The 21,365-nt window shown below is 54.2% G+C and carries 18 protein-coding genes; 13 read left to right on the top strand and 5 right to left on the bottom strand.

Going from position 1 to position 21,365, the window contains the following annotated elements; all coding sequences use genetic code 11:
* Positions 1 to 40: 40 nt before the first annotated feature.
* Entirely contained in the window at positions 41 to 1,699 is a 1,659-nt protein-coding gene (gene sgrR, locus HX778_RS12585; protein ID WP_038475625.1) for an HTH-type transcriptional regulator SgrR, read from the bottom strand.
* 87 nt (positions 1,700 to 1,786) lie between these two features.
* Between sgrR and sgrT the strand changes: the two genes are divergently transcribed.
* Together sgrT and HX778_RS12575 are read left to right on the top strand one after the other, a co-directional pair.
* Positions 1,787 to 1,966 carry a glucose uptake inhibitor SgrT gene (sgrT, locus tag HX778_RS12580; RefSeq protein WP_038475623.1) on the top strand — a complete coding sequence of 60 codons (180 nt, stop codon included), beginning with the start codon at positions 1,787 to 1,789 and terminating at the stop codon, positions 1,964 to 1,966.
* Positions 1,967 to 2,079: 113 nt separating this feature from the next.
* Positions 2,080 to 3,258 carry a sugar efflux transporter gene (locus tag HX778_RS12575; protein ID WP_038475621.1) on the top strand — a complete coding sequence of 393 codons (1,179 nt, stop codon included), beginning with the start codon at positions 2,080 to 2,082 and terminating at the stop codon, positions 3,256 to 3,258.
* 38 nt (positions 3,259 to 3,296) lie between these two features.
* Here HX778_RS12575 and leuD read toward each other — a convergent pair whose 3' ends face one another.
* Genes leuD through leuA form a run of 4 tightly spaced genes read right to left on the bottom strand, consistent with a single transcriptional unit; the run spans position 3,297 to position 7,985 of the window.
* A complete protein-coding gene (gene leuD, locus HX778_RS12570; protein WP_176982180.1) occupies positions 3,297 to 3,902 on the bottom strand; it encodes a 3-isopropylmalate dehydratase small subunit in 606 nt (201 codons plus the stop codon).
* A gap of 11 nt (positions 3,903 to 3,913) precedes the next feature.
* Positions 3,914 to 5,314 carry a 3-isopropylmalate dehydratase large subunit gene (gene leuC, locus HX778_RS12565; RefSeq protein WP_176982179.1) on the bottom strand — a complete coding sequence of 467 codons (1,401 nt, stop codon included), beginning with the start codon at positions 5,312 to 5,314 and terminating at the stop codon, positions 3,914 to 3,916.
* A gap of 2 nt (positions 5,315 to 5,316) precedes the next feature.
* A complete protein-coding gene (gene leuB, locus HX778_RS12560; protein ID WP_176982178.1) occupies positions 5,317 to 6,408 on the bottom strand; it encodes a 3-isopropylmalate dehydrogenase in 1,092 nt (363 codons plus the stop codon).
* A complete protein-coding gene (gene leuA / locus HX778_RS12555; protein WP_038475613.1) occupies positions 6,408 to 7,985 on the bottom strand; it encodes a 2-isopropylmalate synthase in 1,578 nt (525 codons plus the stop codon). Before leuA ends, leuB begins: the two co-directional genes overlap by 1 nt.
* A gap of 618 nt (positions 7,986 to 8,603) precedes the next feature.
* Between leuA and leuO the strand changes: the two genes are divergently transcribed.
* The 11 genes from leuO (at position 8,604) to mraY (ending at position 21,365) form a co-directional block, all read left to right on the top strand.
* Positions 8,604 to 9,548, top strand: coding sequence for a transcriptional regulator LeuO (gene leuO, locus HX778_RS12545; RefSeq protein WP_176982177.1), 945 nt, complete (start codon positions 8,604 to 8,606; stop codon positions 9,546 to 9,548).
* Between the two features lie 406 nt (positions 9,549 to 9,954).
* Positions 9,955 to 11,679 (top strand): acetolactate synthase 3 large subunit, encoded by a 1,725-nt coding sequence (gene ilvI, locus HX778_RS12540; RefSeq protein WP_038475611.1) that lies wholly within the window; start codon positions 9,955 to 9,957, stop codon positions 11,677 to 11,679.
* 2 nt (positions 11,680 to 11,681) lie between these two features.
* Positions 11,682 to 12,173, top strand: a complete 492-nt coding sequence (ilvN, locus tag HX778_RS12535; protein WP_038475609.1) for an acetolactate synthase small subunit — start codon at positions 11,682 to 11,684, stop codon at positions 12,171 to 12,173.
* Positions 12,174 to 12,349: 176 nt separating this feature from the next.
* Entirely contained in the window at positions 12,350 to 13,354 is a 1,005-nt protein-coding gene (cra, locus tag HX778_RS12530; protein ID WP_038475607.1) for a catabolite repressor/activator, read from the top strand.
* Positions 13,355 to 13,916: 562 nt separating this feature from the next.
* Entirely contained in the window at positions 13,917 to 14,375 is a 459-nt protein-coding gene (mraZ, locus tag HX778_RS12525) for a division/cell wall cluster transcriptional repressor MraZ (protein WP_038475605.1), read from the top strand.
* A 2-nt stretch (positions 14,376 to 14,377) separates the two neighbouring features.
* Complete coding sequence (gene rsmH, locus HX778_RS12520; RefSeq protein WP_038475603.1) at positions 14,378 to 15,319, top strand: 16S rRNA (cytosine(1402)-N(4))-methyltransferase RsmH; 942 nt, start codon at positions 14,378 to 14,380, stop codon at positions 15,317 to 15,319.
* Positions 15,316 to 15,678, top strand: a complete 363-nt coding sequence (gene ftsL / locus HX778_RS12515; protein ID WP_038475601.1) for a cell division protein FtsL — start codon at positions 15,316 to 15,318, stop codon at positions 15,676 to 15,678. Before rsmH ends, ftsL begins: the two co-directional genes overlap by 4 nt.
* A 15-nt stretch (positions 15,679 to 15,693) precedes the next feature.
* Positions 15,694 to 17,460 carry a peptidoglycan glycosyltransferase FtsI gene (locus tag HX778_RS12510; RefSeq protein WP_038475599.1) on the top strand — a complete coding sequence of 589 codons (1,767 nt, stop codon included), beginning with the start codon at positions 15,694 to 15,696 and terminating at the stop codon, positions 17,458 to 17,460.
* Positions 17,447 to 18,934: a UDP-N-acetylmuramoyl-L-alanyl-D-glutamate--2,6-diaminopimelate ligase gene (gene murE, locus HX778_RS12505; protein ID WP_176982176.1), complete on the top strand. Its 1,488-nt coding sequence runs from the start codon at positions 17,447 to 17,449 to the stop codon at positions 18,932 to 18,934. Before HX778_RS12510 ends, murE begins: the two co-directional genes overlap by 14 nt.
* Positions 18,931 to 20,289: a UDP-N-acetylmuramoyl-tripeptide--D-alanyl-D-alanine ligase gene (gene murF / locus HX778_RS12500; RefSeq protein WP_038475593.1), complete on the top strand. Its 1,359-nt coding sequence runs from the start codon at positions 18,931 to 18,933 to the stop codon at positions 20,287 to 20,289. Before murE ends, murF begins: the two co-directional genes overlap by 4 nt.
* Positions 20,283 to 21,365, top strand: a complete 1,083-nt coding sequence (mraY, locus tag HX778_RS12495) for a phospho-N-acetylmuramoyl-pentapeptide-transferase (RefSeq protein ID WP_038475590.1) — start codon at positions 20,283 to 20,285, stop codon at positions 21,363 to 21,365. The genes murF and mraY overlap by 7 nt, the downstream gene beginning before the upstream one ends.

Raw genomic sequence — 21,365 nt, 5'->3', positions numbered from 1 at the left:
CTGACTTCCCCCGGATTGCGAAAGCTGTGTTACGAAAACGTTAGGGGCCAGGCGGAGCAAACCAGGCTGATTTAAAATCAAACCAGCCCAGCGTGTTCATGCGCACGCCGCGCATGCTGCGCTGGCCTTCAATGCGTAACCAGTGGTGAATCAACGGGATAACGTCATTGCGCTCGAGCATTTGCCTGCTCCATTCCGGCAGCGCCAGCGTTTTACTGTGCCAGCGGCGGGCATCGCCCTGCCAGTCGATCGGGATGCACTTTTGAATCAGCGGGACTTCATAAAGCTGGGCAAACAGGGAATATTCCAGCGGCATGGTGAAGTTCACGCTGTTCAGCCAGATATCGCTTTCGGCGTCGCCCTGATGCCACTCAGCATAATCGATCTCCTGAATAATCAGTTTCACGCCCTGCTCGGCCAGCAGTTCGGTCATGATGTTACTGATCACCCGATGCTCTACGTGATCGCGATAGTAGGTGAGGGTGATGCTTTCAAGCCCGGCAGGTTTGGCGGTAAGAGGTCCCGGGCGCGAGTGGTGCCAGCGCGGCAGTAGGCCATAGGCAGGGAACCAGTATTGCTGGTACTGCTCGGCAGCGCGGTAAATAAGGTTAACCGGCGAGAGAATATGGCCAATCCACTGGCGGACGCTTTCATGCAGGCCAAGTCTGGAGCGGCTATCAAACAGCAAATAGTAGCACCCCTCTTCCGGGCGGCTTTCTACGGCTTTCTCGCTGTCCGGCATGCCCTGAAGCTGCACGCCACAGCTCGACTCTTCACCCACCTCGGGCAAGACCCAGAAGTTAACCTCGTCTATCAGCGCCCTGAAGCCAAAATAATCATCAAAAGCGTGAATCTTCAGCTGGTTACGGTTATTCCGAGCGACAGAATAAGGCCCTGTACCGACCGGCTGGCTGGCGAAATCGGACATCGTTGTCCATTCGCGCGGTAGGATCATGGCGTTCACGCTGCCCAACAGCCACGGCAGCCAGTCATCCGGCTGGCTGAGGTGAATATCCAGCGTCCAGGTCGTCGGCGAGGTTATCTGCGTGATGTGGGCAAACAGCGGCAGGGTGTTGATGCGCTGCAGGGAAGAGATGATATCCAGCATGTCCAGCTCACGGCCGTGATGGAAATGAATGCCGGGGCGGAGGAAGAAACGCCAGCGTAAAGGGGAAATTTGCTGCCAGTGATGGGCAATATCCGCTTCGAGTTCCCCATTTTCCTCATTTATTCGCGTCAGGCCGCTGAAAATCTGGCGGGCAATGTGGGTTTCGGAGCGCCTGAGCGCCGAACCGGGCAGCAGATTCAGCAGCGGGCGATAGTAAAGGACGCGAAGAATATGCCGGCCCTGGCGGAAGCTGCGCCCTAAATGAGAGATAAGCATCTGCCGCACCGCGGCCTTGTCGCCGACGATCTGCACCAGCTGATCGATTCGATCCTGTTCCAGAAGGTCTTCCGCCCGCTGCTGCTGGAGCGCCAGCCCCGTATAAAGGAAGGTGAGCTGTGACCGCTTGCCCCTCCCTGCTTCTGCCTGCCAGCTTAGCCAGCCTTTTTCCTGCATGGCGTTGAGTAAGGTCCGCATATGACGGCGGGAGCAGTTGAGCAATTCCGCTAAATCATTCAGCGTGGTTTCCTGAGGCTTGCCTTCGCAGCATTGCCACAGGCGGATGAACTGTTGTTGCAGACGAGATGAGGACATAAAAGAGGAACTCCCGGCGGAAACTCATCAATTTAACTTTCCCTATATTACGTCAATAATCATCAGCGATGAAGCGAGGAGGTGTTTATGAAGCGGTCATCACCTGCGAGGTTTTTCCAACAGTACTTTGCCGCAACGCAGTTTGTTTGTTCTGGATGGCTGGCTCGCCTGACGGTGGAGCAAAGACTAAGGATGCTCGAAGACTTGATGCAGTGGGAGGTTACAACCCCGATGCCCGAGAACGCCAACACGCCGACTCATGTGTGACTGAGTATTGGTGCTTTTACCACGCCAGCAGCTGTTTACTGCTGGCTTTTTTCGTTTAATCTTTACGCATTTAGCGAATACCTCTGACTACACCCTCCTTTTAAGGACAGCTCATGCTCTGGTTTTTGACCCGCGCACGTCGTTTTAACCCCGTTTATGCTGCCTTTATGGCCGTGTCTTTTATGATTGGCGTGGCCGGTGCGCTGCAGGCCCCGACGCTCAGCCTCTTTTTAACCCGCGAAGTTGAAGTTCGGCCCTTCTGGGTTGGTCTGTTCTATACCGTTAATGCGATTGCCGGGATCGCCGTAAGCCTGCTGCTGGCAAAAAGATCGGATAGCCGGGGAGATCGTCGCAAACTGATTATGGTTTGCTGCGCGATGGCGGTGGCAAACAGCGTTCTTTTTGCCTTCAACCGGCATTATCTGACGCTGATTACGCTCGGCGTGATGTTTGCCTCCATCGCCAATACCGCTATGCCGCAGATTTTTGCCCTGGCGCGTGAATATGCCGATCGTTCCGCTCGTGAAGTGGTGATGTTCAGCTCGATCATGCGTGCGCAGCTTTCCCTTGCCTGGGTTATCGGGCCGCCGCTTTCCTTTATGCTGGCGCTAAAGTATGGCTTCACCACCATGTTTCTTATTGCTGCCGGGATATTTGTTATCTCGCTGCTGCTGATTGTGTTTGCTCTGCCTTCGGTTGCCCGAGCCGAGCCCTCCGCCGAAGTGGCGATAACGGAGGTCAGCGGCTGGAAGGACAGCAACGTGCGGATGCTGTTTGTCGCTTCGATGCTGATGTGGACCTGCAACACCATGTACATCATCGATATGCCGCTGTGGATAAGCCAGGATCTCGGGCTGCCGGATGAGCTGGCGGGCTTATTGATGGGCACGGCCGCCGGGCTGGAGATCCCCGCCATGATCCTCGCCGGCTACTACGTGAAGCGCTTTGGGAAACGTAACATGATGGTGGCGGCGGTGGCTGCGGGCGTGCTGTTTTACCTTGGGCTGATCCTGTTTCACTCTAAAACTGCGCTGGTGGTGTTGCAGCTGTTTAACGCGGTGTTTATCGGGATTATTGCCGGGATTGGGATGCTGTGGTTCCAGGATTTGATGCCGGGAAGGCCGGGCTCTGCGACAACGCTGTTCACCAACAGCATTTCAACGGGCGTGATTTTAGCCGGCGTACTGCAGGGGGCGCTGGCGGAAGGTTTTGGTCACTACTCTGTGTACTGGCTGATGGCAGGACTTGCGGTTGTTGCCCTGTTTCTCACCAGCCGGGTGAAGAACATTTGAGGGCTTCCCCTCTCCCATGTGGAAGAGGGGAAAACAGCTTACTGCATAAATGCAGGCAGCTTTTTCTCGTAGCCGGAAATGGCGGATTCGTGCTGTAGCGTCAGGCCGATGCTGTCCAGGCCGTTCAGCATGCAGTGGCGGCGGAAACTGTCGAGTTCGAACGAATAGCTTTTCTCACCCGCCTGAACCGTTTGGGCCTCCAGGTCGACGACAAACTTAATGCCCGGCTGGGCTTCGACCAGCTTAAACAGCTCGTCCACCTGTTCGTCGCTCAGAATGACCGGCAGCAGCTGGTTGTTAAACGAGTTGCCGTAGAAGATATCGGCGAAGCTTGGCGCAATCACCACTTTGAAGCCGTAATCGGTCAGTGCCCACGGGGCGTGCTCACGGGAAGAGCCGCAGCCGAAGTTTTCACGCGCCAGCAGGATAGAAGCGCCTTTAAATTCCGGGTAGTTCAGAACGAACTCCGGGTTAGGCTGCTGCCCGGCATCGTCCAGAAAACGCCAGTCGTTAAACAGGTGAGCGCCAAAGCCGGTGCGGGTGACCTTCTGCAAAAACTGCTTCGGGATAATGGCATCGGTGTCGACGTTCGCCGCGTCCAGCGGAACGACCAGGCCGGTATGTTGGATAAATTTCTCTGCCATGGTGGTTCCTCTTATTTCAGTGTACGAATATCGGCAAAATGACCGGCCACAGCGGCAGCGGCGGCCATTGCAGGGCTGACCAGATGGGTGCGCCCCCCGCGGCCCTGACGGCCTTCGAAGTTACGGTTGCTGGTGGAGGCACAGCGCTCGCCCGGATTCAGGCGGTCGTTGTTCATTGCCAGGCACATTGAGCAACCCGGCAGGCGCCATTCAAAACCGGCTTCAATAAAGATCTTATCCAGCCCTTCTGACTCAGCCTGAGCTTTTACCGGACCGGAGCCCGGTACAACCATCGCCAGCACGCCTGGCGCGACTTTACGGCCTTTGGCGATTTCTGCGGCAGCACGCAGGTCTTCGATGCGTGAGTTGGTACAGGAGCCGATAAAGACTTTATCGATAGCCACTTCGGTCAGCGGAATACCCGGCTTCAGGCCCATATAAGCCAGCGCTTTTTCGGCCGATGCGCGTTCAACCGGATCGCTAAAGGATTCTGGGTTAGGGATGTTGTCGGTAACAGAAATAACCTGGCCGGGGTTGGTTCCCCAGGTGACCTGCGGGGCAATGTCGGCGGCGTCCAACGTTACGATGGTGTCGAACTTCGCGCCTTCGTCGGTGCTAAAGGTTTTCCAGTATTCGACGGCTTCATCCCAGTCAGTACCTTTTGGTGCATGCAGGCGGCCTTTAACATATTCGAAGGTGGTTTCATCCGGTGCGACAATCCCGGCTTTGGCTCCCATTTCGATAGCCATGTTGCACAGCGTCATGCGGCCTTCCATGCTCAGGGCACGGATAGCGTCGCCGCAAAATTCAACCACGTGGCCGGTGCCGCCGGCGCTGCCGGTTTTGCCGATGATCGCCAGCACGATATCTTTGGCGGTGATCCCCGGAGCCGCTTTGCCTTTCACTTCAATTTTCATGGTTTTCGCACGACCCTGTTTCAGGGTCTGCGTCGCCAGCACGTGTTCGACTTCGGAGGTACCGATGCCGAAAGCCAGCGCGCCGAATGCGCCGTGGGTTGCGGTGTGGGAGTCGCCACACACGATGGTCATGCCCGGCAGCGTAATCCCTTGTTCAGGCCCCATGACGTGAACGATGCCCTGATAAGGGTGATTCAAATCGTACAGCTCAACGCCAAACTCTGCGCAGTTCTTCATCAGCTCCTGCATCTGGATACGTGCCATCTCGCCGGAGGCGTTGATATCCTTAGTTTGGGTCGACACGTTGTGATCCATAGTGGCGAAGGTTTTCCCCGGCTGGCGAACCGGGCGGCCGTGGGCACGCAGCCCGTCAAAGGCCTGTGGGGAAGTCACTTCATGCACCAGATGGCGGTCGATGTACAGCAGCGGCGTCTCTTCCGGGGCTTCATACACGACGTGGGCGTCGTACAACTTCTGATATAAGGTTTTGGCCATGATTACTTCCCCTGAGCTACGTAGCGGGCAATGATGTCGCCCATTTCGTCGGTGCTGATTGCGTTGCCTTCGCGGGCTAAATCACCGGTGCGATGGCCTTCTTCTAACGCGCGATTGATGGCGCTTTCGATAGCCTGGGCGGCTTCTTCGGCATCCAGGCTGTAGCGCAGCAGCAGCGCCAGGGACAGGATCTGCGCGATAGGATTGGCAATGTTTTTGCCCGCGATATCAGGTGCGGAGCCGCCTGCGGGTTCGTACAGGCCAAAGCCCTGTTCGTTGAGGCTGGCGGAAGGCAACATGCCCATAGAACCGGTGATCATGGCGCATTCGTCGGACAGAATGTCGCCGAACAGGTTGGAGCACAGCAGCACGTCGAACTGGGACGGATCTTTAATTAACTGCATGGTGGCGTTGTCGATATACATGTGGGACAGCGACACATCAGGGTATTCTTTGGCGATTTCGTTGACGATTTCACGCCATAACAGCGACGTTTGCAGCACGTTTGCTTTATCGATAGAGGTCACTTTGCTGCGGCGCTTACGGGCGGATTCAAAGGCGATACGCGCAATACGTTCAATCTCAAAACGATGATAAACCTCGGTATCGTAGGCCTTCTCATGCATACCGCTGCCTTCACGGCCTTTAGGCTGCCCGAAGTAGATCCCACCGGTCAGTTCGCGAACGCACAGGATATCGAAGCCGTTTGCCGCGATGTCGGCGCGCAGCGGGCAAAACTCTTCCAGCCCCTGGTACAGGCGAGCCGGGCGCAGGTTGCTGAACAGTTTGAAATGCTTACGCAGCGGCAGCAGGGCGCCACGCTCGGGCTGCCCGGCCGGTGGCAGATGCTCCCACTTAGGGCCGCCTACCGAGCCAAACAAAATAGCATCAGCCTGCTCGCAGCCTTCGACCGTGGCCGGCGGCAGCGGGCTGCCGTGGCGATCGATGGCGGCACCACCGACGTCATAGGTGCTGGTGCTGATGCGAAGATCAAAACGGTGACGAATAGCATCCAGTACTTTCAAGGCCTGAGCCATCACTTCCGGGCCAATACCGTCACCCGGCAAAACTGCAATATGATAATTTTTCGACATTACACGGTTTCCTGATTTTGTTCTTTATTCTGATGTTGAGCTTTGCGTTGCAATTCTTTTTCGACTTCACCGGCGCGCCAGATGTTGTTCAGCACGTGCACCATCGCTTTAGCAGAGGATTCGACAATGTCGGTTGTCAGACCCACGCCATGGAAGCGGCGGCCGTTGTAATCCACCACGATATCGACCTGGCCCAGCGCATCTTTGCCCTGGCCTTTGGCGCTCAGGCTATATTTCACCAGTTCAATGTTGTAATCGGTGATGCGGTTAATCGCCTGATAAACAGCATCGACCGGGCCGTTGCCGTTTGCCGCTTCGGCTTTAATCTCTTCGCCACAAACCAGCTTCACGGAGGCGGTAGCAATGCCGTTAGAGGCAGACTGCACGCTGAAATAATCCAGGCTGAAGTGTTCTGGTTCTTCCTGCTGCTTGTTGATGAAGGCCAGTGCTTCCAGGTCGTAGTCGAAGACCTGACCTTTTTTGTCCGCCAGCTTCAGGAAGGCGTCGTACAGATTATCCAGGTTGTAATCGGCCTCTTTATAGCCCATCTCGTCCATGCGGTGCTTCACGGCCGCACGGCCGGAGCGTGAAGTCAGGTTCAGCTGTACCTGGTTCAGGCCGATGGATTCCGGCGTCATGATTTCGTAGTTTTCGCGATTTTTCAGCACGCCATCCTGGTGGATACCGGAGGAGTGAGCGAAGGCGCCGGTGCCGACGATGGCTTTGTTTGCCGGAACAGGCATGTTGCAGATCTGGCTGACCATCTGGCTGGTGCGCCAGATTTCCTGGTGATTGATGTTAGTGTGCAGGTTCATGATGTCTTTGCGCACTTTGATAGCCATGATCACTTCTTCCAGCGAGCAGTTACCCGCCCGCTCGCCGATGCCGTTCATCGCCCCCTCAACCTGGCGAGCACCCGCATGGACTGCGGCCATGGCATTACCTACGGCCAGACCCAGGTCGTCGTGGGTGTGCACGGAAATAATTGCTTTATCGATATTTGGCACTCGCTCGTACAGGCCGGTGATGATGTTGGAAAACTCAAACGGCATGGTGTAGCCGACGGTATCAGGAATGTTAATGGTGGTGGCGCCAGCGCTGATAGCGGCTTCCACTACGCGGGCCAAATCGGCAATCGGCGTGCGGCCAGCATCTTCACAGGAAAACTCTACGTCATCGGTATAGTTACGGGCGCGTTTCACCATATATATAGCGCGCTCAATCACTTCGTCCAGCGTACTGCGCAGCTTAGTCGCAATGTGCATAGGGGAGGTGGCGATGAAAGTGTGGATTCGGAAGGCTTCAGCAACTTTTAAAGATTCAGCGGCAACATCAATGTCTTTTTCTACGCAGCGAGCCAAACCACAAACTCGGCTGTTTTTAATGTTGCGGGCGATGGTCTGTACGGATTCGAAATCGCCAGGAGAAGAAACGGGGAAACCGACTTCCATTACGTCTACGCCCATACGCTCCAGCGCCATAGCAATCTGCAGCTTCTCTTTCACGCTCAGGCTTGCCTGTAAAGCCTGTTCACCGTCGCGCAATGTAGTATCAAAAATAATGACTTGCTGGCTCATGGTTCGGTCCTTTATCTCTTTGGGCGCCTTCGCGAGAGCATAAAAAAACCCGCGCATTGGCGCGGGTTTTTTCTGTCTGGAGGCTTGAATCAACGCTGATTGTCGCCCACCAGTCTACCGCGCAAATAAGATGCGTTTAGTAGTAGACCAAGTAGGCGGAAGGTGCGATTCATGTTTCAAGCCCTGTGCAATTTCGTGATGTATTTATTGGTACTTGATCTCACTGCAGGTGTCAACCCTTAGGCCGATAGAGGGGGCGCTGGGACGTTGAGTTTGCGAGGCGTATTCAGTGAAAAACACCGGGAAAAAGAGTTTTCTTAATATATTAATTAAGATGAAAAGTTATAGCTCTGTCTGATAATACGTTTAATTTCATAAATTCACCTTATGAATGTGGTAGAACTTATGTATTACTCATCAATTGGGAAAACTTGCTCATCATAAAGTTTTAGCTTCTTTATAATGATGGCGTCTTACGCTATATCTGTATGCTGCATTGTTATTAAGCGTGTTTGTAAGATGATTTACTAAAAATAATATTTACCAGATGACCATAAACAACGGAACTTCCAATTTATGCATTGTGGAATGGAACCCAATTCATTACTGGAGTAGAAAATGGATTATCAGTTGAATAAGAGTCTGGGGACTCTGGATACAATAAAGCCAAGGTTGCGTCATGTAGACTTAAATCTGTTGACGGTGTTTGACACGGTGATGAGAGCGCAAAGCATTACAGGAGCTGCCAGGTTGTTGGGGATGTCTCAGCCAGCAGTCAGTAACGCGGTGTCTCGCCTGAAGGTTACGTTTAACGATGAGTTATTTGTACGCGATGGGCGAACGATACAACCCACGGCAAGAGCATTTGAGCTTTATGATGTTGTTCGTGATGCTTTACAGATGGTCCAGAATGAACTGCCCGAAGGCGATTTTGAACCCCTGAGAAGCAAACGGCAGTTTACGCTTTGCGTGGCGAGCCCCCTGGACAGCAAAATAATGTCGCTCGTTCTGGATGCAATTAAACACACTGCACCTCATGTTCAGTTAATTTTTAAATCTTCTTTTAACGAGGATATTGAAAGACAGTTACGTTATCAGGAAGTTGATTTCTTGATTTGCTATGACGAAACTATACGTCCAGGTTTTAAAAAAATTCCTCTTTTCAAAGATGAAGTCGTTTTAGTGACGGGAAAAGAACATCCTGGCTTTCGTTCGCCATTGACCGTACGAGACTTTTATCATCAACAGCATGCGGTGGTTTCGCCTGAATGCTACGGTTCATTCAGTTTGCCCTGGTATGACACATTGAATAAGCAAAGCGCTATTGCCTATCAGGGGATGGCGATCACCTGCGTATTGAACGTGGTTTCGCAGACCAAAATGGTGGCAGTTGCGCCACGCTGGCTGGTTGATAGTGTGTCTACTGATCTGAATCTTAAGGTATTCCCTGTGCCTTTCATGAAGAAACAGCTTACCTGTTATTTATCGTGGTATGGCTCTGCGGGGCAGGATAAGGGGCATTTGTGGATGCAGAATCAGATAGCGAAAAGCTGCTGCCAATAAACGAGGTAACGTCTTTTGATTTGCGGGTCTAAACAGCCCGTTTTTTCTTTGTTTTTATAAAAAAACAATATTTTCTACTTTAGCACTTCCTGACGCTCCCTTTCCGGCAACACTAAAATGCTAAATTAATACATAACGAGCTGTATTTGCCCGCATCTTTGACATATTCGTCAACAGCCACCCTCCGGATTCAGTCGATCGCTCCGTTATGCGTGGTTTTTGTAGCGGTGAGAGTAAATTCTTATCTCTCACTAGCCGGGGCAGGTAATTGCCTGTCGGATCCCGAGCGGTTATGTTAATGGGCTAAACCTATAACAAAGATACAGGCAGACACACAACCTGTCGCAACGACGGCGCGAAAATGATTTCTGCGTGCGGTCACAAACGTGAGCCTGGAGGCAAAACCATGGAGATGTTGTCAGGAGCCGAGATGGTCGTCCGGTCGTTAATCGATCAGGGCGTTAAGCAGGTATTCGGCTATCCGGGAGGCGCGGTACTCGATATTTACGACGCGCTTCATACTATGGGCGGAATTGATCATGTACTGGTGCGTCATGAGCAGGCCGCAGTGCATATGGCTGACGGCCTTGCACGTGCAACGGGTGAGACGGGGGTCGTACTCGTCACCTCCGGTCCCGGTGCTACCAACGCGATTACCGGCATCGCCACAGCCTATATGGACTCTATTCCTATGGTGGTGTTGTCCGGGCAGGTTGCAACGTCTTTGATTGGCTACGACGCCTTTCAAGAGTGCGATATGGTCGGTATCTCCCGCCCGGTGGTGAAACACAGCTTCTTAGTTAAGCAGGTTGAAGATATTCCGGGCATCATCAAAAAAGCGTTCTGGCTGGCCTCAAGCGGCCGACCAGGGCCAGTTGTTGTGGATTTACCGAAAGACATCATGAGCCCGCTGAATAAGCTGCCGTATGCCTGGCCTGAAGCTGTCAGTATGCGTTCTTATAACCCTACGACACAGGGCCACAAAGGGCAGATTAAACGTGCCCTGCAGACCCTTATTGCGGCTAAAAAGCCGGTGATGTATGTGGGCGGTGGCGCTATCAATTCAGCATGTGATGCAGAGCTGCTGGCGCTTGCTGAGAAACTCAATATTCCGGTTGTTTCTTCGTTAATGGGGCTGGGGGCGTTCCCGGCTACGCATCGACAGGCTCTGGGCATGCTTGGCATGCATGGCACCTATGAAGCGAACATGACGATGCATAATTCGGACGTGATCTTCGCCGTAGGCGTTCGCTTTGATGACCGTACTACCAACAACCTCGCTAAGTACTGCCCGAATGCGACGGTACTGCATATTGATATCGACCCAACGTCTATTTCCAAAACTGTCGCAGCGGATATTCCGATTGTGGGCGATGCCCATCAGGCTCTTACCCAGATGCTGGAGTTGCTTGCTCAGGAAGAAACGCAGCAGTCCGGGGATGACATTCGGGACTGGTGGCAGCAGATAGAGCATTGGCGGGCTCGTCAGTGTCTTGAATTTGACCGCACCAGTGAGGCGATTAAGCCGCAGGCAGTCATTGAAACGGCTTATCGCCTGACAAACGGCGAGGCTTATGTGACCTCTGATGTGGGTCAGCATCAGATGTTTGCCGCGCTCTACTATCCGTTTGATAAGCCGCGCCGTTGGATAAATTCCGGTGGCCTGGGCACGATGGGCTTTGGTCTTCCTGCCGCTCTTGGCGTCAAGATGGCACTCCCGGATGAGACGGTTATTTGTGTCACCGGTGATGGCAGTATTCAGATGAACATTCAGGAGCTTTCCACCGCGCTTCAGTACGGCTTGTCGGTTCTGGTCCTTAACCTCAATAACCGCTATCTCGGTATGGTCAAGCAGTGGCAGGACATGATCTATTCAGGCCGTCACTCCCAGTCGTATATGGAGTCTCTCCCGGACTTTGTCCGTCTGGCAGAGGCTTATGGGCATGTTGGGATTAGCATCACCAGGCCGGAAGAGCTTGAAAGCAAGCTTGCCCAGGCGCTGGAAACCGTTCGCGGTGGCCGCCTGGTGTTTGTTGATGTGACGGTTGATGGTACTGAACACGTTTATCCTATGCAGATTCGCGGCGGCGGAATGGATGAAATGTGGTTAAGCAAAACGGAGAGAACCTGATTATGCGCCGAATTTTATCTGTATTACTGGAAAATGAATCAGGCGCGCTGTCCCGGGTCATTGGTCTGTTCTCTCAGCGCGGCTACAACATCGAGAGCCTCACCGTTGCGCCCACGGATGACCCAACGCTTTCCCGCATGACGATTCAAACCGTCGGCGATGCGAAAGTGCTGGAACAGATTGAGAAACAGCTGCATAAGCTGGTGGATGTCCTGCGTGTGAGTGAATTGGGGCAGGGCGCTTACGTCGAGCGTGAAATCATGCTGGTGAAGGTGCAGGCCAGCGGATACGGGCGCGAAGAGGTGAAGCGCAGCGCGGAAATCTTCCGTGGGCAAATTATCGATGTGACGCCAACGCTGTACACCGTTCAGCTTGCTGGCACCAGCGATAAACTCAACGCATTCCTGGATACGATCCGCGATGTGGCCAAAATTGTCGAGGTCGCCCGCTCGGGCATTGTCGGCGTTTCGCGCGGCGATAAGATCATGCGCTAGCGACGAATGTGATCTGATTCACATGCCCGGTAATCACTGCCGGGCTTTTTTTTGCAAATAAGAAAACAACACCCCGCAAAAGCGGTTGCCGGAGTTATTATTCTGCGCTTAGATGTAAATGTTGTTAACCATGACCAGGGTATGGTTATGGATCACCTGGAGAGTAAGGGGCTACAGTGAAATTGGATGAAATCGCGCGTCTGGCTGGCGTGTCGCGCACCACGGCAAGCTACGTCATCAACGGGAAAGCTAAACAGTATCGCGTTAGTGATAAAACCGTTGAGAAAGTCATGGCTGTGGTACGAGAACATAACTACCACCCTAATGCAGTGGCCGCAGGGCTACGCGCAGGACGCACGCGTTCTATCGGTCTGGTGATCCCTGACCTGGAAAACACCAGCTACACCCGTATTGCAAATTACCTTGAGCGCCAGGCTCGTCAGCGTGGCTATCAGCTGCTGATCGCCTGTTCTGAAGATCAGCCTGACAACGAAATGCGCTGCATTGAACACCTTCTGCAGCGGCAGGTTGATGCGATTATCGTATCGACCTCTTTGCCTCCTGAGCATCCTTTTTATCAGCGCTGGGCGAATGATTCGTTCCCGATAATCGCGCTCGATCGCGCCCTGGATCGCGAGCATTTCACCAGCGTCGTCGGCGCCGATCAGGACGATGCGGAAATGCTGGCGGAGGAACTGCGTAAGTTCCCTGGCGACAATATCCTTTACCTCGGTGCCTTGCCTGAACTGTCGGTCAGTTTCCTGCGTGAGCAGGGATTCCGCACCGCATGGAAAGACGATCCGCGCACGGTTAACTACCTCTATGCCAACAGCTATGAACGTGAAGCTGCCGCCCAGCTTTTCGAAAAATGGCTGGAAACGAATACGATGCCTGACGCGCTGTACACAACCTCTTTTGCGTTGCTGCAGGGCGTTATGGATGTGACGCTTCGCCGGCAGGGGCGACTGCCGTCAGAGTTGGCCATCGCCACCTTTGGCGATCATGAACTCCTGGATTTCCTGCAGTGCCCGGTGCTGGCGGTTGCGCAGCGTCATCGGGATGTGGCGGAGCGGGTGCTTGAGCTGGTACTGGCAAGCCTTGATGAGCCGCGTAAGCCAAAGCCTGGGTTAACCCGGATTCGCCGAAATCTTTATCGCCGTGGTAGCTTAAGTCGTTACTGACAAAGAGGCGTTACGTCACGCTTAAACTTAATTAAGATTTTTCCCGTATATTTACCCTTATTTTTTAAGGTAATTAATTAGGCGGGAAAAATCTGGTAAAAAAAATCCTCACCGCGAAATAAATTCCTCGTTTGTATTATTTTGTTACACACCCGTTGATAAGAAATGTTGGATTATTAATCATTAGCAACCTCTCTTTTCTTCAAAACCGCGTCAAACCCAAGCCAGACGGGCATCTGCCGCTGTTCACCCGCCTTGAAATACCTTAAAATGCCGCCCGCGTCGCAAACTGAGTACTTAATATTTCTCAAAGTAAGTCTTCGGTCGTTTTAACGCTGTTGATGTTTATTGGTCTTTTTCTTTCAAATATTCATAACGTTAATTTTGCCTCGCCAATGCGAGTTTTTTCACGCCAGCCATTAATCAATCGCTTAGGCGCGGGAATTTATTCCCGCAGGCGACCTGGCTGGCTTGACAAGGTTTTCCTCCCCTCCGTAAACTCCTTTATGTGGGAATTTGTGGGGTAAAGTGGTGAAATGGGTCATTAAAGGGTGAGGCTGGCATGTTCCGTGGGGCAACGTTAGTCAATCTCGACAGCAAGGGGCGGCTTGCCGTGCCTACCCGTTACAGGGAAAAGCTGATCGAAACCTCAGAAGGTCAGATGGTTTGTACCATCGACATCCATCACCCCTGCCTGCTGCTTTATACCGTTCCCGAGTGGGAAATCATTGAACAAAAGCTTGCCCGTCTGTCGAGCATGAACCCCGCAGAGCGCCGCGTGCAGCGCCTGCTGTTGGGGCATGCCAGTGAATGTCAGATGGATAGCGCCGGGCGACTGCTGCTGGCGCCAGTTTTACGTCAGCACGCCGGGCTCACCAAAGAAGTAATGCTGGTCGGCCAGTTCAATAAGTTTGAGCTGTGGGATGAAGCGACCTGGCATCAACAGGTCAAGGAAGATATCGACGCTGAGCAGGGTTCGACAAACACCTTGTCGGATCGTCTGCAGGACTTGTCACTTTAGAAATGATGGAAAATTTTAAACACACTACGGTGCTGCTGGATGAGGCCGTTAACGGCCTGAATATTCGTCCTGACGGCATCTACATTGATGGCACTTTTGGTCGCGGTGGCCACTCACGCCTGATCCTGTCCCAGCTCGGTGAGCAAGGACGGTTGCTGGCGATCGACCGCGATCCGCAGGCTATTGCCGCAGCTGCTGCTATTGATGATCCACGCTTCTCCATCATTCATGGCCCATTCTCTGCGCTTGCAGATTACGCTCGTGAGCGCGAACTGGACGGTAAGATCGATGGCATTTTGCTGGATCTCGGCGTCTCTTCTCCTCAACTGGATGATGCGGAGCGCGGTTTTTCGTTTATGCGCGATGGGCCGCTGGATATGCGTATGGACCCAACGCGCGGTCAATCCGCAGCCCAATGGCTGATGACGGCGGAAGAAGCGGATATTGCGTGGGTGATCAAAACCTTTGGTGAAGAACGCTTTGGCAAACGTATTGCGCGTGCCATCGTCGAGCGTAACCGCGAAGAGCCGATGACACGCACTAAAGAACTGGCGGCGGTCGTCTCTGCTGCAATGCCGGTCAAAGATAAGTTCAAGCATCCGGCGACCCGCACCTTCCAGGCTATTCGTATCTGGATCAACAGCGAGCTGGATGAAATTGAAAAAGCGTTGAATGGCTCGTTGGAAGCGTTGGCGGTTGGCGGTCGTTTGTCGATCATTAGCTTCCACTCGCTGGAAGATCGCATCGTTAAACGCTTTATGCGTGAAAAGAGCCGCGGTCCGCAGGTTCCGGCGGGTATACCCATGACGGAAGCACAGCTGAATAAGCTGGGCGGTCGCCAGCTCAAAGCGATCGGCAAAATGATGCCGGGTGAAGATGAAGTGGCGGAGAACCCGCGTGCACGCAGTTCCGTTTTGCGTATCGCAGAGAGGACTAACGCATGATCAACCGAGTGACAGAGACCCTAAGCAGAGTTACGCAGCTCGGCAGCAATGAGCGTCATGCTTTGCCTACCGTGATTGGTGGCGATCTTTTTCGTCATGGGAAACTGGCACTTTGTTTGTTCGCCGCGATTATCGTTACCGCGGTTTCCGTGGTCACGACGGCGCACCATACCCGTCTGCTTACCGCGCAGCGTGAGCAGATGGTGCTTGAGCGTGACGCGCTGGATATTGAATGGCGCAACCTGATTCTTGAAGAAAATGCGCTCGGCGATCATAGCCGGGTTGAACGGATCGCGACGGAAAAGCTGCAGCTGCAGCATGTCGATCCTTCGCAGGAAAACATCGTAGTTCAGCAATAAGGAATAGTGCGACAGATGAGAGCAGCGGCAAAAACGCTTAAACCAAAACGTCAGGAAGAACAGGCCAACTTTATCAGTTGGCGTTTTGCGTTGCTCTGCGGTTGCATTCTGTTGGCGCTGGCTTTCCTGCTGGGTCGTGTTGCCTGGCTACAGATAATCAGTCCGGACATGCTGGTGCGGCAGGGTGACATGCGCTCACTTCGTGTGCAGGAGGTATCTACCTCTCGCGGTATGATTAGCGATCGCGCTGGCCGCCCTCTGGCCGTTAGCGTGCCGGTAAATGCGATTTGGGCCGATCCGAAAGAATTACACGACGCCGGTGGCGTGACGCTGGACAACCGTTGGAAGGCCCTGGCGGATGCGCTAAAAATTCCTCTCGACCAGCTTGCTTCCCGCGTGAACAGCAACCCAAATGGGCGGTTTATTTATCTCGCTCGCCAGGTTAACCCGGATATTGGCGACTACATCAAGAAGCTCAAGCTTCCTGGGATCCATTTGCGGCAGGAATCTCGCCGCTACTATCCGTCAGGCGAAGTGACTGCTCACCTCATCGGCTTTACCAACGTCGATAGTGAAGGGATCGAGGGGGTAGAAAAAAGCTTTGATAAATGGCTCACCGGCCAGCCCGGCGAGCGCATTGTGCGTAAAGACCGCTTCGGGCGCGTTATCGAAGACATTTCCTCCACTGACAGCCAGGCCGCCCATAACCTGGCTTTGAGCATTGATGAACGCCTGCAGGCGCTGGTGTACCGTGAACTGAATAACGCCGTTGCTTTTAACAAGGCCGAATCGGGCAGCGCCGTTTTAGTTGACGTGAGCACTGGTGAGGTTCTGGCGATGGCAAACAGCCCGTCCTATAACCCGAACAACCTGACCGGCACGGCAAAAGATGTGATGCGTAACCGTTCCATTACCGACATTTTTGAACCGGGTTCCACCGTTAAGCCGATGGTGGTGATGACCGCGCTACAGCGTGGTGTGGTTCAGGAAAATACCGTGCTTAACACCGTGCCGTTCCGAATCAATGGTCATGAGATCAAAGACGTCGGGCGCTACAACGAATTGACCCTTACCGGGGTACTACAGAAGTCGAGTAACGTCGGGGTTTCAAAACTGGCGTTAGCGATGCCCTCCTCAGCGTTAGTAGACACTTACTCACGTTTTGGACTGGGAAAAGCGACCAATTTGGGGTTGGTCGGGGAACGCAGTGGCTTATATCCTCAAAAACAACGGTGGTCTGACATAGAGAGGGCCACCTTCTCTTTCGGCTACGGGCTAATGGTAACCCCGTTACAGTTAGCGCGAGTCTACGCAACCATCGGCAGCTATGGTGTCTACCGGCCGCTGTCGATAACCAAAGTTGACCCGCCGGTTCCCGGCGAGCGTATCTTTGCTGAATCAACCGTTCGCACCGTGCTTCACATGATGGAAAGCGTGGCGCTGCCCGGCGGTGGCGGCGTGAAAGCGGCCATCAAGGGCTACCGTATCGCTATCAAAACCGGTACCGCGAAAAAAGTCGGGCCGGACGGCAAATACATCAACAAATACATTGCTTACACCGCAGGCGTTGCGCCAGCCAGCAATCCTCGTTTTGCTCTGGTCGTAGTGATTAACGATCCACAGGCCGGTAAATATTACGGCGGTGCCATCTCTGCACCTGTGTTCGGTGCAATCATGGGCGGCGTACTGCGCACCATGAACATAGAGCCGGATGCGCTGGCAACCGGTGAAAAAAGCGAATTTGTAATTAATCAGAAAGAGGCTTCAGGTGGCAGATCGTAATTTGAGCGACCTTCTTGCTCCGTGGGTAGCTGGACTCCCTGCGAGAGCGCTGCGAGAGATGACACTCGACAGCCGCGTGGCGGCTGCGGGCGATCTTTTTGTGGCCGTGGTTGGTCATCAGGCGGACGGGCGTCGTTATATCCCGCAGGCGATAGCACAGGGTGTGGCTGCCGTGATCGCAGAAGCGGACGGTGAAGCTGCGGATGGTGAAGTTCGCGAGATGCACGGCGTGCCGGTTATTTACCTGAGCCAGCTGCATCAGCGGCTGTCTGCGCTGGCGGGGCGTTTCTATCATCAGCCTTCTGAAGCTTTACGCCTGGTTGGCGTAACAGGGACTAACGGAAAAACGACAACCACTCAGCTGTTGGCGCAGTGGGCGCAATTACTGGGTGAAACCAGCGCCGTGATGGGGACCGTGGGCAACGGCCTGTTGGGGCAGGTTGTACCGACAGAAAACACCACCGGCTCTGCGGTAGACGTGCAGCACGTGCTGGCGAGCCTGAAAGAACAAAATGCGACCTTTGGCGCCATGGAAGTTTCATCCCACGGCCTGGTTCAGCATCGCGTGGCAGCGCTGAAATTTGCTGCTTCCGTATTTACCAATTTAAGCCGCGATCACCTTGATTATCATGGTGATATGGCGAATTACGAGGCCGCTAAGTGGCTGCTGTTCTCCGAGCATGACTGCGGCCAGGCGATCGTTAACGCCGATGACGAAGTGGGTCACCGCTGGCTTGCTCGCCTGCCGGATGCCGTTGCGGTCACCATGGAAAATAACCTTGAGCCGGGCGCTCATGGCCGCTGGCTGAAAGCTGACGAAGTTATTTATCACGATGGTGGGGCGACTATCCGCTTCAGCTCATCGTGGGGCAAAGGCGAAATTGAAAGCCGCCTGATGGGCGCGTTTAACGTTAGCAACCTGCTGCTGGCTCTGGCAACGCTGCTGGCGTTGGGCTACCCGCTCGACGAATTAATTCAAACCGCTTCACGCCTCCAGCCGGTTTGTGGCCGCATGGAAGTGTTCAGCGTCGCTGGCAAACCTACCGTGGTAGTGGATTATGCCCACACGCCTGATGCGCTGGAAAAAGCCCTGCAGGCTGCTCGTCTGCACTGCTCCGGCAAACTTTGGTGCGTATTTGGCTGCGGCGGCGATCGTGACAAAGGTAAGCGGCCAATCATGGGCGGTATTGCTGAGCAATACGCCGATGTGGTGGTGGTGACCGATGACAACCCACGTACCGAAGAACCGAAGTCCATCGTCGACGATATCCTGACCGGCATGCTGGACGCCGGGCGTGCACACGTAGTACTGGGGCGCGCAGAAGCGGTGACCAACGCCATCATGCAGGCGAAAGAAAATGACGTCGTGCTGCTGGCGGGTAAAGGCCACGAGGATTATCAGATTGTCGGTAACCGCCGTCTGGATTACTCCGACCGCGTAACGGCTGCACGTCTGCTGGGGGTTGTCGCATGATTCGCGTCTCTCTGAAGCAACTGGAGTCCATTCTCGACGGGCAGCTGCACGGCGCAGATGCGGATATTATCGACGTCACAACCGACACCCGCAAGCTGACGGCTGGCTGCCTGTTTGTCGCGCTGAAAGGCGAACGTTTTGACGCCCATGACTTTGCCGCCGATGCGGTGAAAGGTGGGGCCGGCGCATTACTGGTTAGCCGTAAGCTGGATATTGATGTGCCACAACTGGTTGTGGCCGATACCCGTCTTGCATTTGGCGAGCTGGGTGCATGGGTTCGCCAGCAGGTGCCTACTCGCGTTGTGGCGTTAACCGGCTCTTCCGGCAAAACCTCCGTGAAGGAAATGGCGGCATCTATTCTGCGCCAGTGCGGCAATACGCTCTATACCGCAGGTAACCTGAATAACGATATTGGCGTGCCGATGACGCTGCTGCGCCTGACGCCAGAATACGATTATGCCGTTATCGAGCTGGGCGCTAACCACCAGGGGGAAATCGCCTGGACCGTGGGGTTAACCCGTCCGGAAGCGGCTCTGGTCAACAACCTGGCTGCTGCGCACCTTGAAGGTTTTGGTTCTCTGGCTGGCGTGGCGAAAGCGAAGGGCGAGATCTTTACCGGCCTTGCGGCGAACGGCACGGCGATCCTTAACGCCGATAACAACGACTGGCTGAACTGGAAGACGATCGTGGGCGATCGCAAAACCTGGCGCTTCTCTCCGAATGCGGCCGGAAGTGACTTTACCGCGACCAACGTTCATATCACTTCTCATGGCACCGGGTTTACTCTGCAAACCCCGCAGGGCGATGTCGACGTTGTGCTGCCATTACCTGGCCGCCACAACATTGCTAACGCTCTGGCGGCGACCGCACTGGCGATGGCCGTTGGCGCAACGCTGGAAGCGGTTAAAGCCGGGCTTACCGAGCTGAAAGCCGTGCCCGGTCGCCTGTTCCCTATTCAGCTTGCTGAGAACCAGCTGCTGCTGGACGACAGCTACAACGCTAACGTGGGCTCAATGACCGCGGCGGCGCAGGTGCTGTCAGAAATGCCGGGCTACCGCGTGATGGTAGTTGGCGACATGGGTGAGCTGGGTGATGAAGCCGAGGCCTGTCATCGTCAGGTTGGCGAAGCGGCAAAGGCCGCAGGTATTGACCGTGTTCTGAGCGTGGGTGTGTTGAGCAAGACGCTCAGCGACGCATCAGATGTTGGTGAGCATTTTACCGATAAACAGGCCGTGGTCGCGCGTTTACAGGCGCTGATTGCGGAACATTCAATTTTAACCATTTTGGTGAAAGGTTCACGTAGTGCGGCCATGGAAGAGGTGGTTCGCGCATTACAGGAGAAACAAGCATGCTAGTTTGGCTGGCCGAACATTTGGTCAAATATTATTCCGGTTTTAACGTCTTTTCTTACCTGACGTTTCGCGCCATTGTCAGCCTGCTGACCGCTCTGTTTATCTCCCTCTGGATGGGGCCGCGTATGATCGCGCGTTTACAACAGCTCTCCTTCGGGCAGGTTGTTCGTAACGATGGTCCTGAGTCGCATTTCAGCAAGAAAGGGACGCCAACGATGGGCGGGATCATGATCCTGACCGCCATTGTGGTTTCCGTGCTGATGTGGGCCTATCCCTCTAACCCTTACGTCTGGTGCGTACTGTTCGTGCTGATAGGCTTCGGGATCGTTGGCTTCGTTGATGATTACCGGAAAGTAGTTCGGAAGGACACTAAAGGGCTGATCGCTCGCTGGAAGTACTTCTGGATGTCGGTGATTGCGCTGGTGGTTGCCTTCACAATGTATGCCGTCGGGAAAGGGACGCCTGCGACCGAGCTGGTTGTTCCGTTCTTCAAGGACGTGATGCCGCAGCTTGGCCTGTTCTATGTGCTGCTTGCCTACTTTGTCATTGTCGGTACCGGTAACGCGGTAAACCTGACCGATGGCCTTGATGGCCTGGCGATTATGCCGACCGTGTTCGTGGCCGCTGGTTTTGCGCTGGTCGCGTGGGCGACGGGGAACATGAACTTCGCGGGCTATCTGCACATTCCTTACCTGCGTCACGCGGGTGAGCTGGTTATCGTCTGTACGGCCATTGTCGGTGCTGGCTTAGGTTTCCTGTGGTTTAACACTTATCCGGCTCAGGTCTTCATGGGCGACGTAGGTTCTCTGGCTCTCGGCGGTGCGCTGGGGACTATCGCGGTACTGCTGCGTCAGGAATTCCTGCTGGTGATTATGGGCGGCGTATTCGTGGTTGAAACCCTGTCGGTTATCCTGCAGGTTGGCTCGTTCAAGCTCCGGGGACAGCGCATCTTCCGTATGGCGCCGATTCACCACCACTATGAATTGAAAGGCTGGCCGGAGCCGCGCGTCATTGTGCGCTTCTGGATTATTTCGCTGATGCTGGTGCTGATTGGCCTGGCTACGCTGAAGGTTCGCTAA

Source organism: Cedecea sp. P7760 (genome assembly GCF_013386425.1).
Classification (GTDB): Bacteria; Pseudomonadota; Gammaproteobacteria; order Enterobacterales; family Enterobacteriaceae; genus Cedecea; species Cedecea selenatireducens.
This window is presented reverse-complemented; position numbering and strand designations above follow the sequence as displayed.

Coding starts and splice junctions, on each gene's coding strand:
- leuA (WP_038475613.1), bottom strand. CDS start 7,985: ATGAGCCAGCAAGTCATTATTTTTGATACTACATTGCGCGACGGTGAA.
- mraZ (WP_038475605.1), top strand. CDS start 13,917: ATGTTCCGTGGGGCAACGTTAGTCAATCTCGACAGCAAGGGGCGGCTT.
- leuC (WP_176982179.1), bottom strand. CDS start 5,314: ATGGCCAAAACCTTATATCAGAAGTTGTACGACGCCCACGTCGTGTAT.
- sgrT (WP_038475623.1), top strand. CDS start 1,787: ATGAAGCGGTCATCACCTGCGAGGTTTTTCCAACAGTACTTTGCCGCA.
- sgrR (WP_038475625.1), bottom strand. CDS start 1,699: ATGTCCTCATCTCGTCTGCAACAACAGTTCATCCGCCTGTGGCAATGC.
- murF (WP_038475593.1), top strand. CDS start 18,931: ATGATTCGCGTCTCTCTGAAGCAACTGGAGTCCATTCTCGACGGGCAG.
- ftsL (WP_038475601.1), top strand. CDS start 15,316: ATGATCAACCGAGTGACAGAGACCCTAAGCAGAGTTACGCAGCTCGGC.
- leuB (WP_176982178.1), bottom strand. CDS start 6,408: ATGTCGAAAAATTATCATATTGCAGTTTTGCCGGGTGACGGTATTGGC.
- HX778_RS12575 (WP_038475621.1), top strand. CDS start 2,080: ATGCTCTGGTTTTTGACCCGCGCACGTCGTTTTAACCCCGTTTATGCT.
- leuO (WP_176982177.1), top strand. CDS start 8,604: ATGGATTATCAGTTGAATAAGAGTCTGGGGACTCTGGATACAATAAAG.
- HX778_RS12510 (WP_038475599.1), top strand. CDS start 15,694: ATGAGAGCAGCGGCAAAAACGCTTAAACCAAAACGTCAGGAAGAACAG.
- mraY (WP_038475590.1), top strand. CDS start 20,283: ATGCTAGTTTGGCTGGCCGAACATTTGGTCAAATATTATTCCGGTTTT.
- ilvN (WP_038475609.1), top strand. CDS start 11,682: ATGCGCCGAATTTTATCTGTATTACTGGAAAATGAATCAGGCGCGCTG.
- rsmH (WP_038475603.1), top strand. CDS start 14,378: ATGATGGAAAATTTTAAACACACTACGGTGCTGCTGGATGAGGCCGTT.
- leuD (WP_176982180.1), bottom strand. CDS start 3,902: ATGGCAGAGAAATTTATCCAACATACCGGCCTGGTCGTTCCGCTGGAC.
- ilvI (WP_038475611.1), top strand. CDS start 9,955: ATGGAGATGTTGTCAGGAGCCGAGATGGTCGTCCGGTCGTTAATCGAT.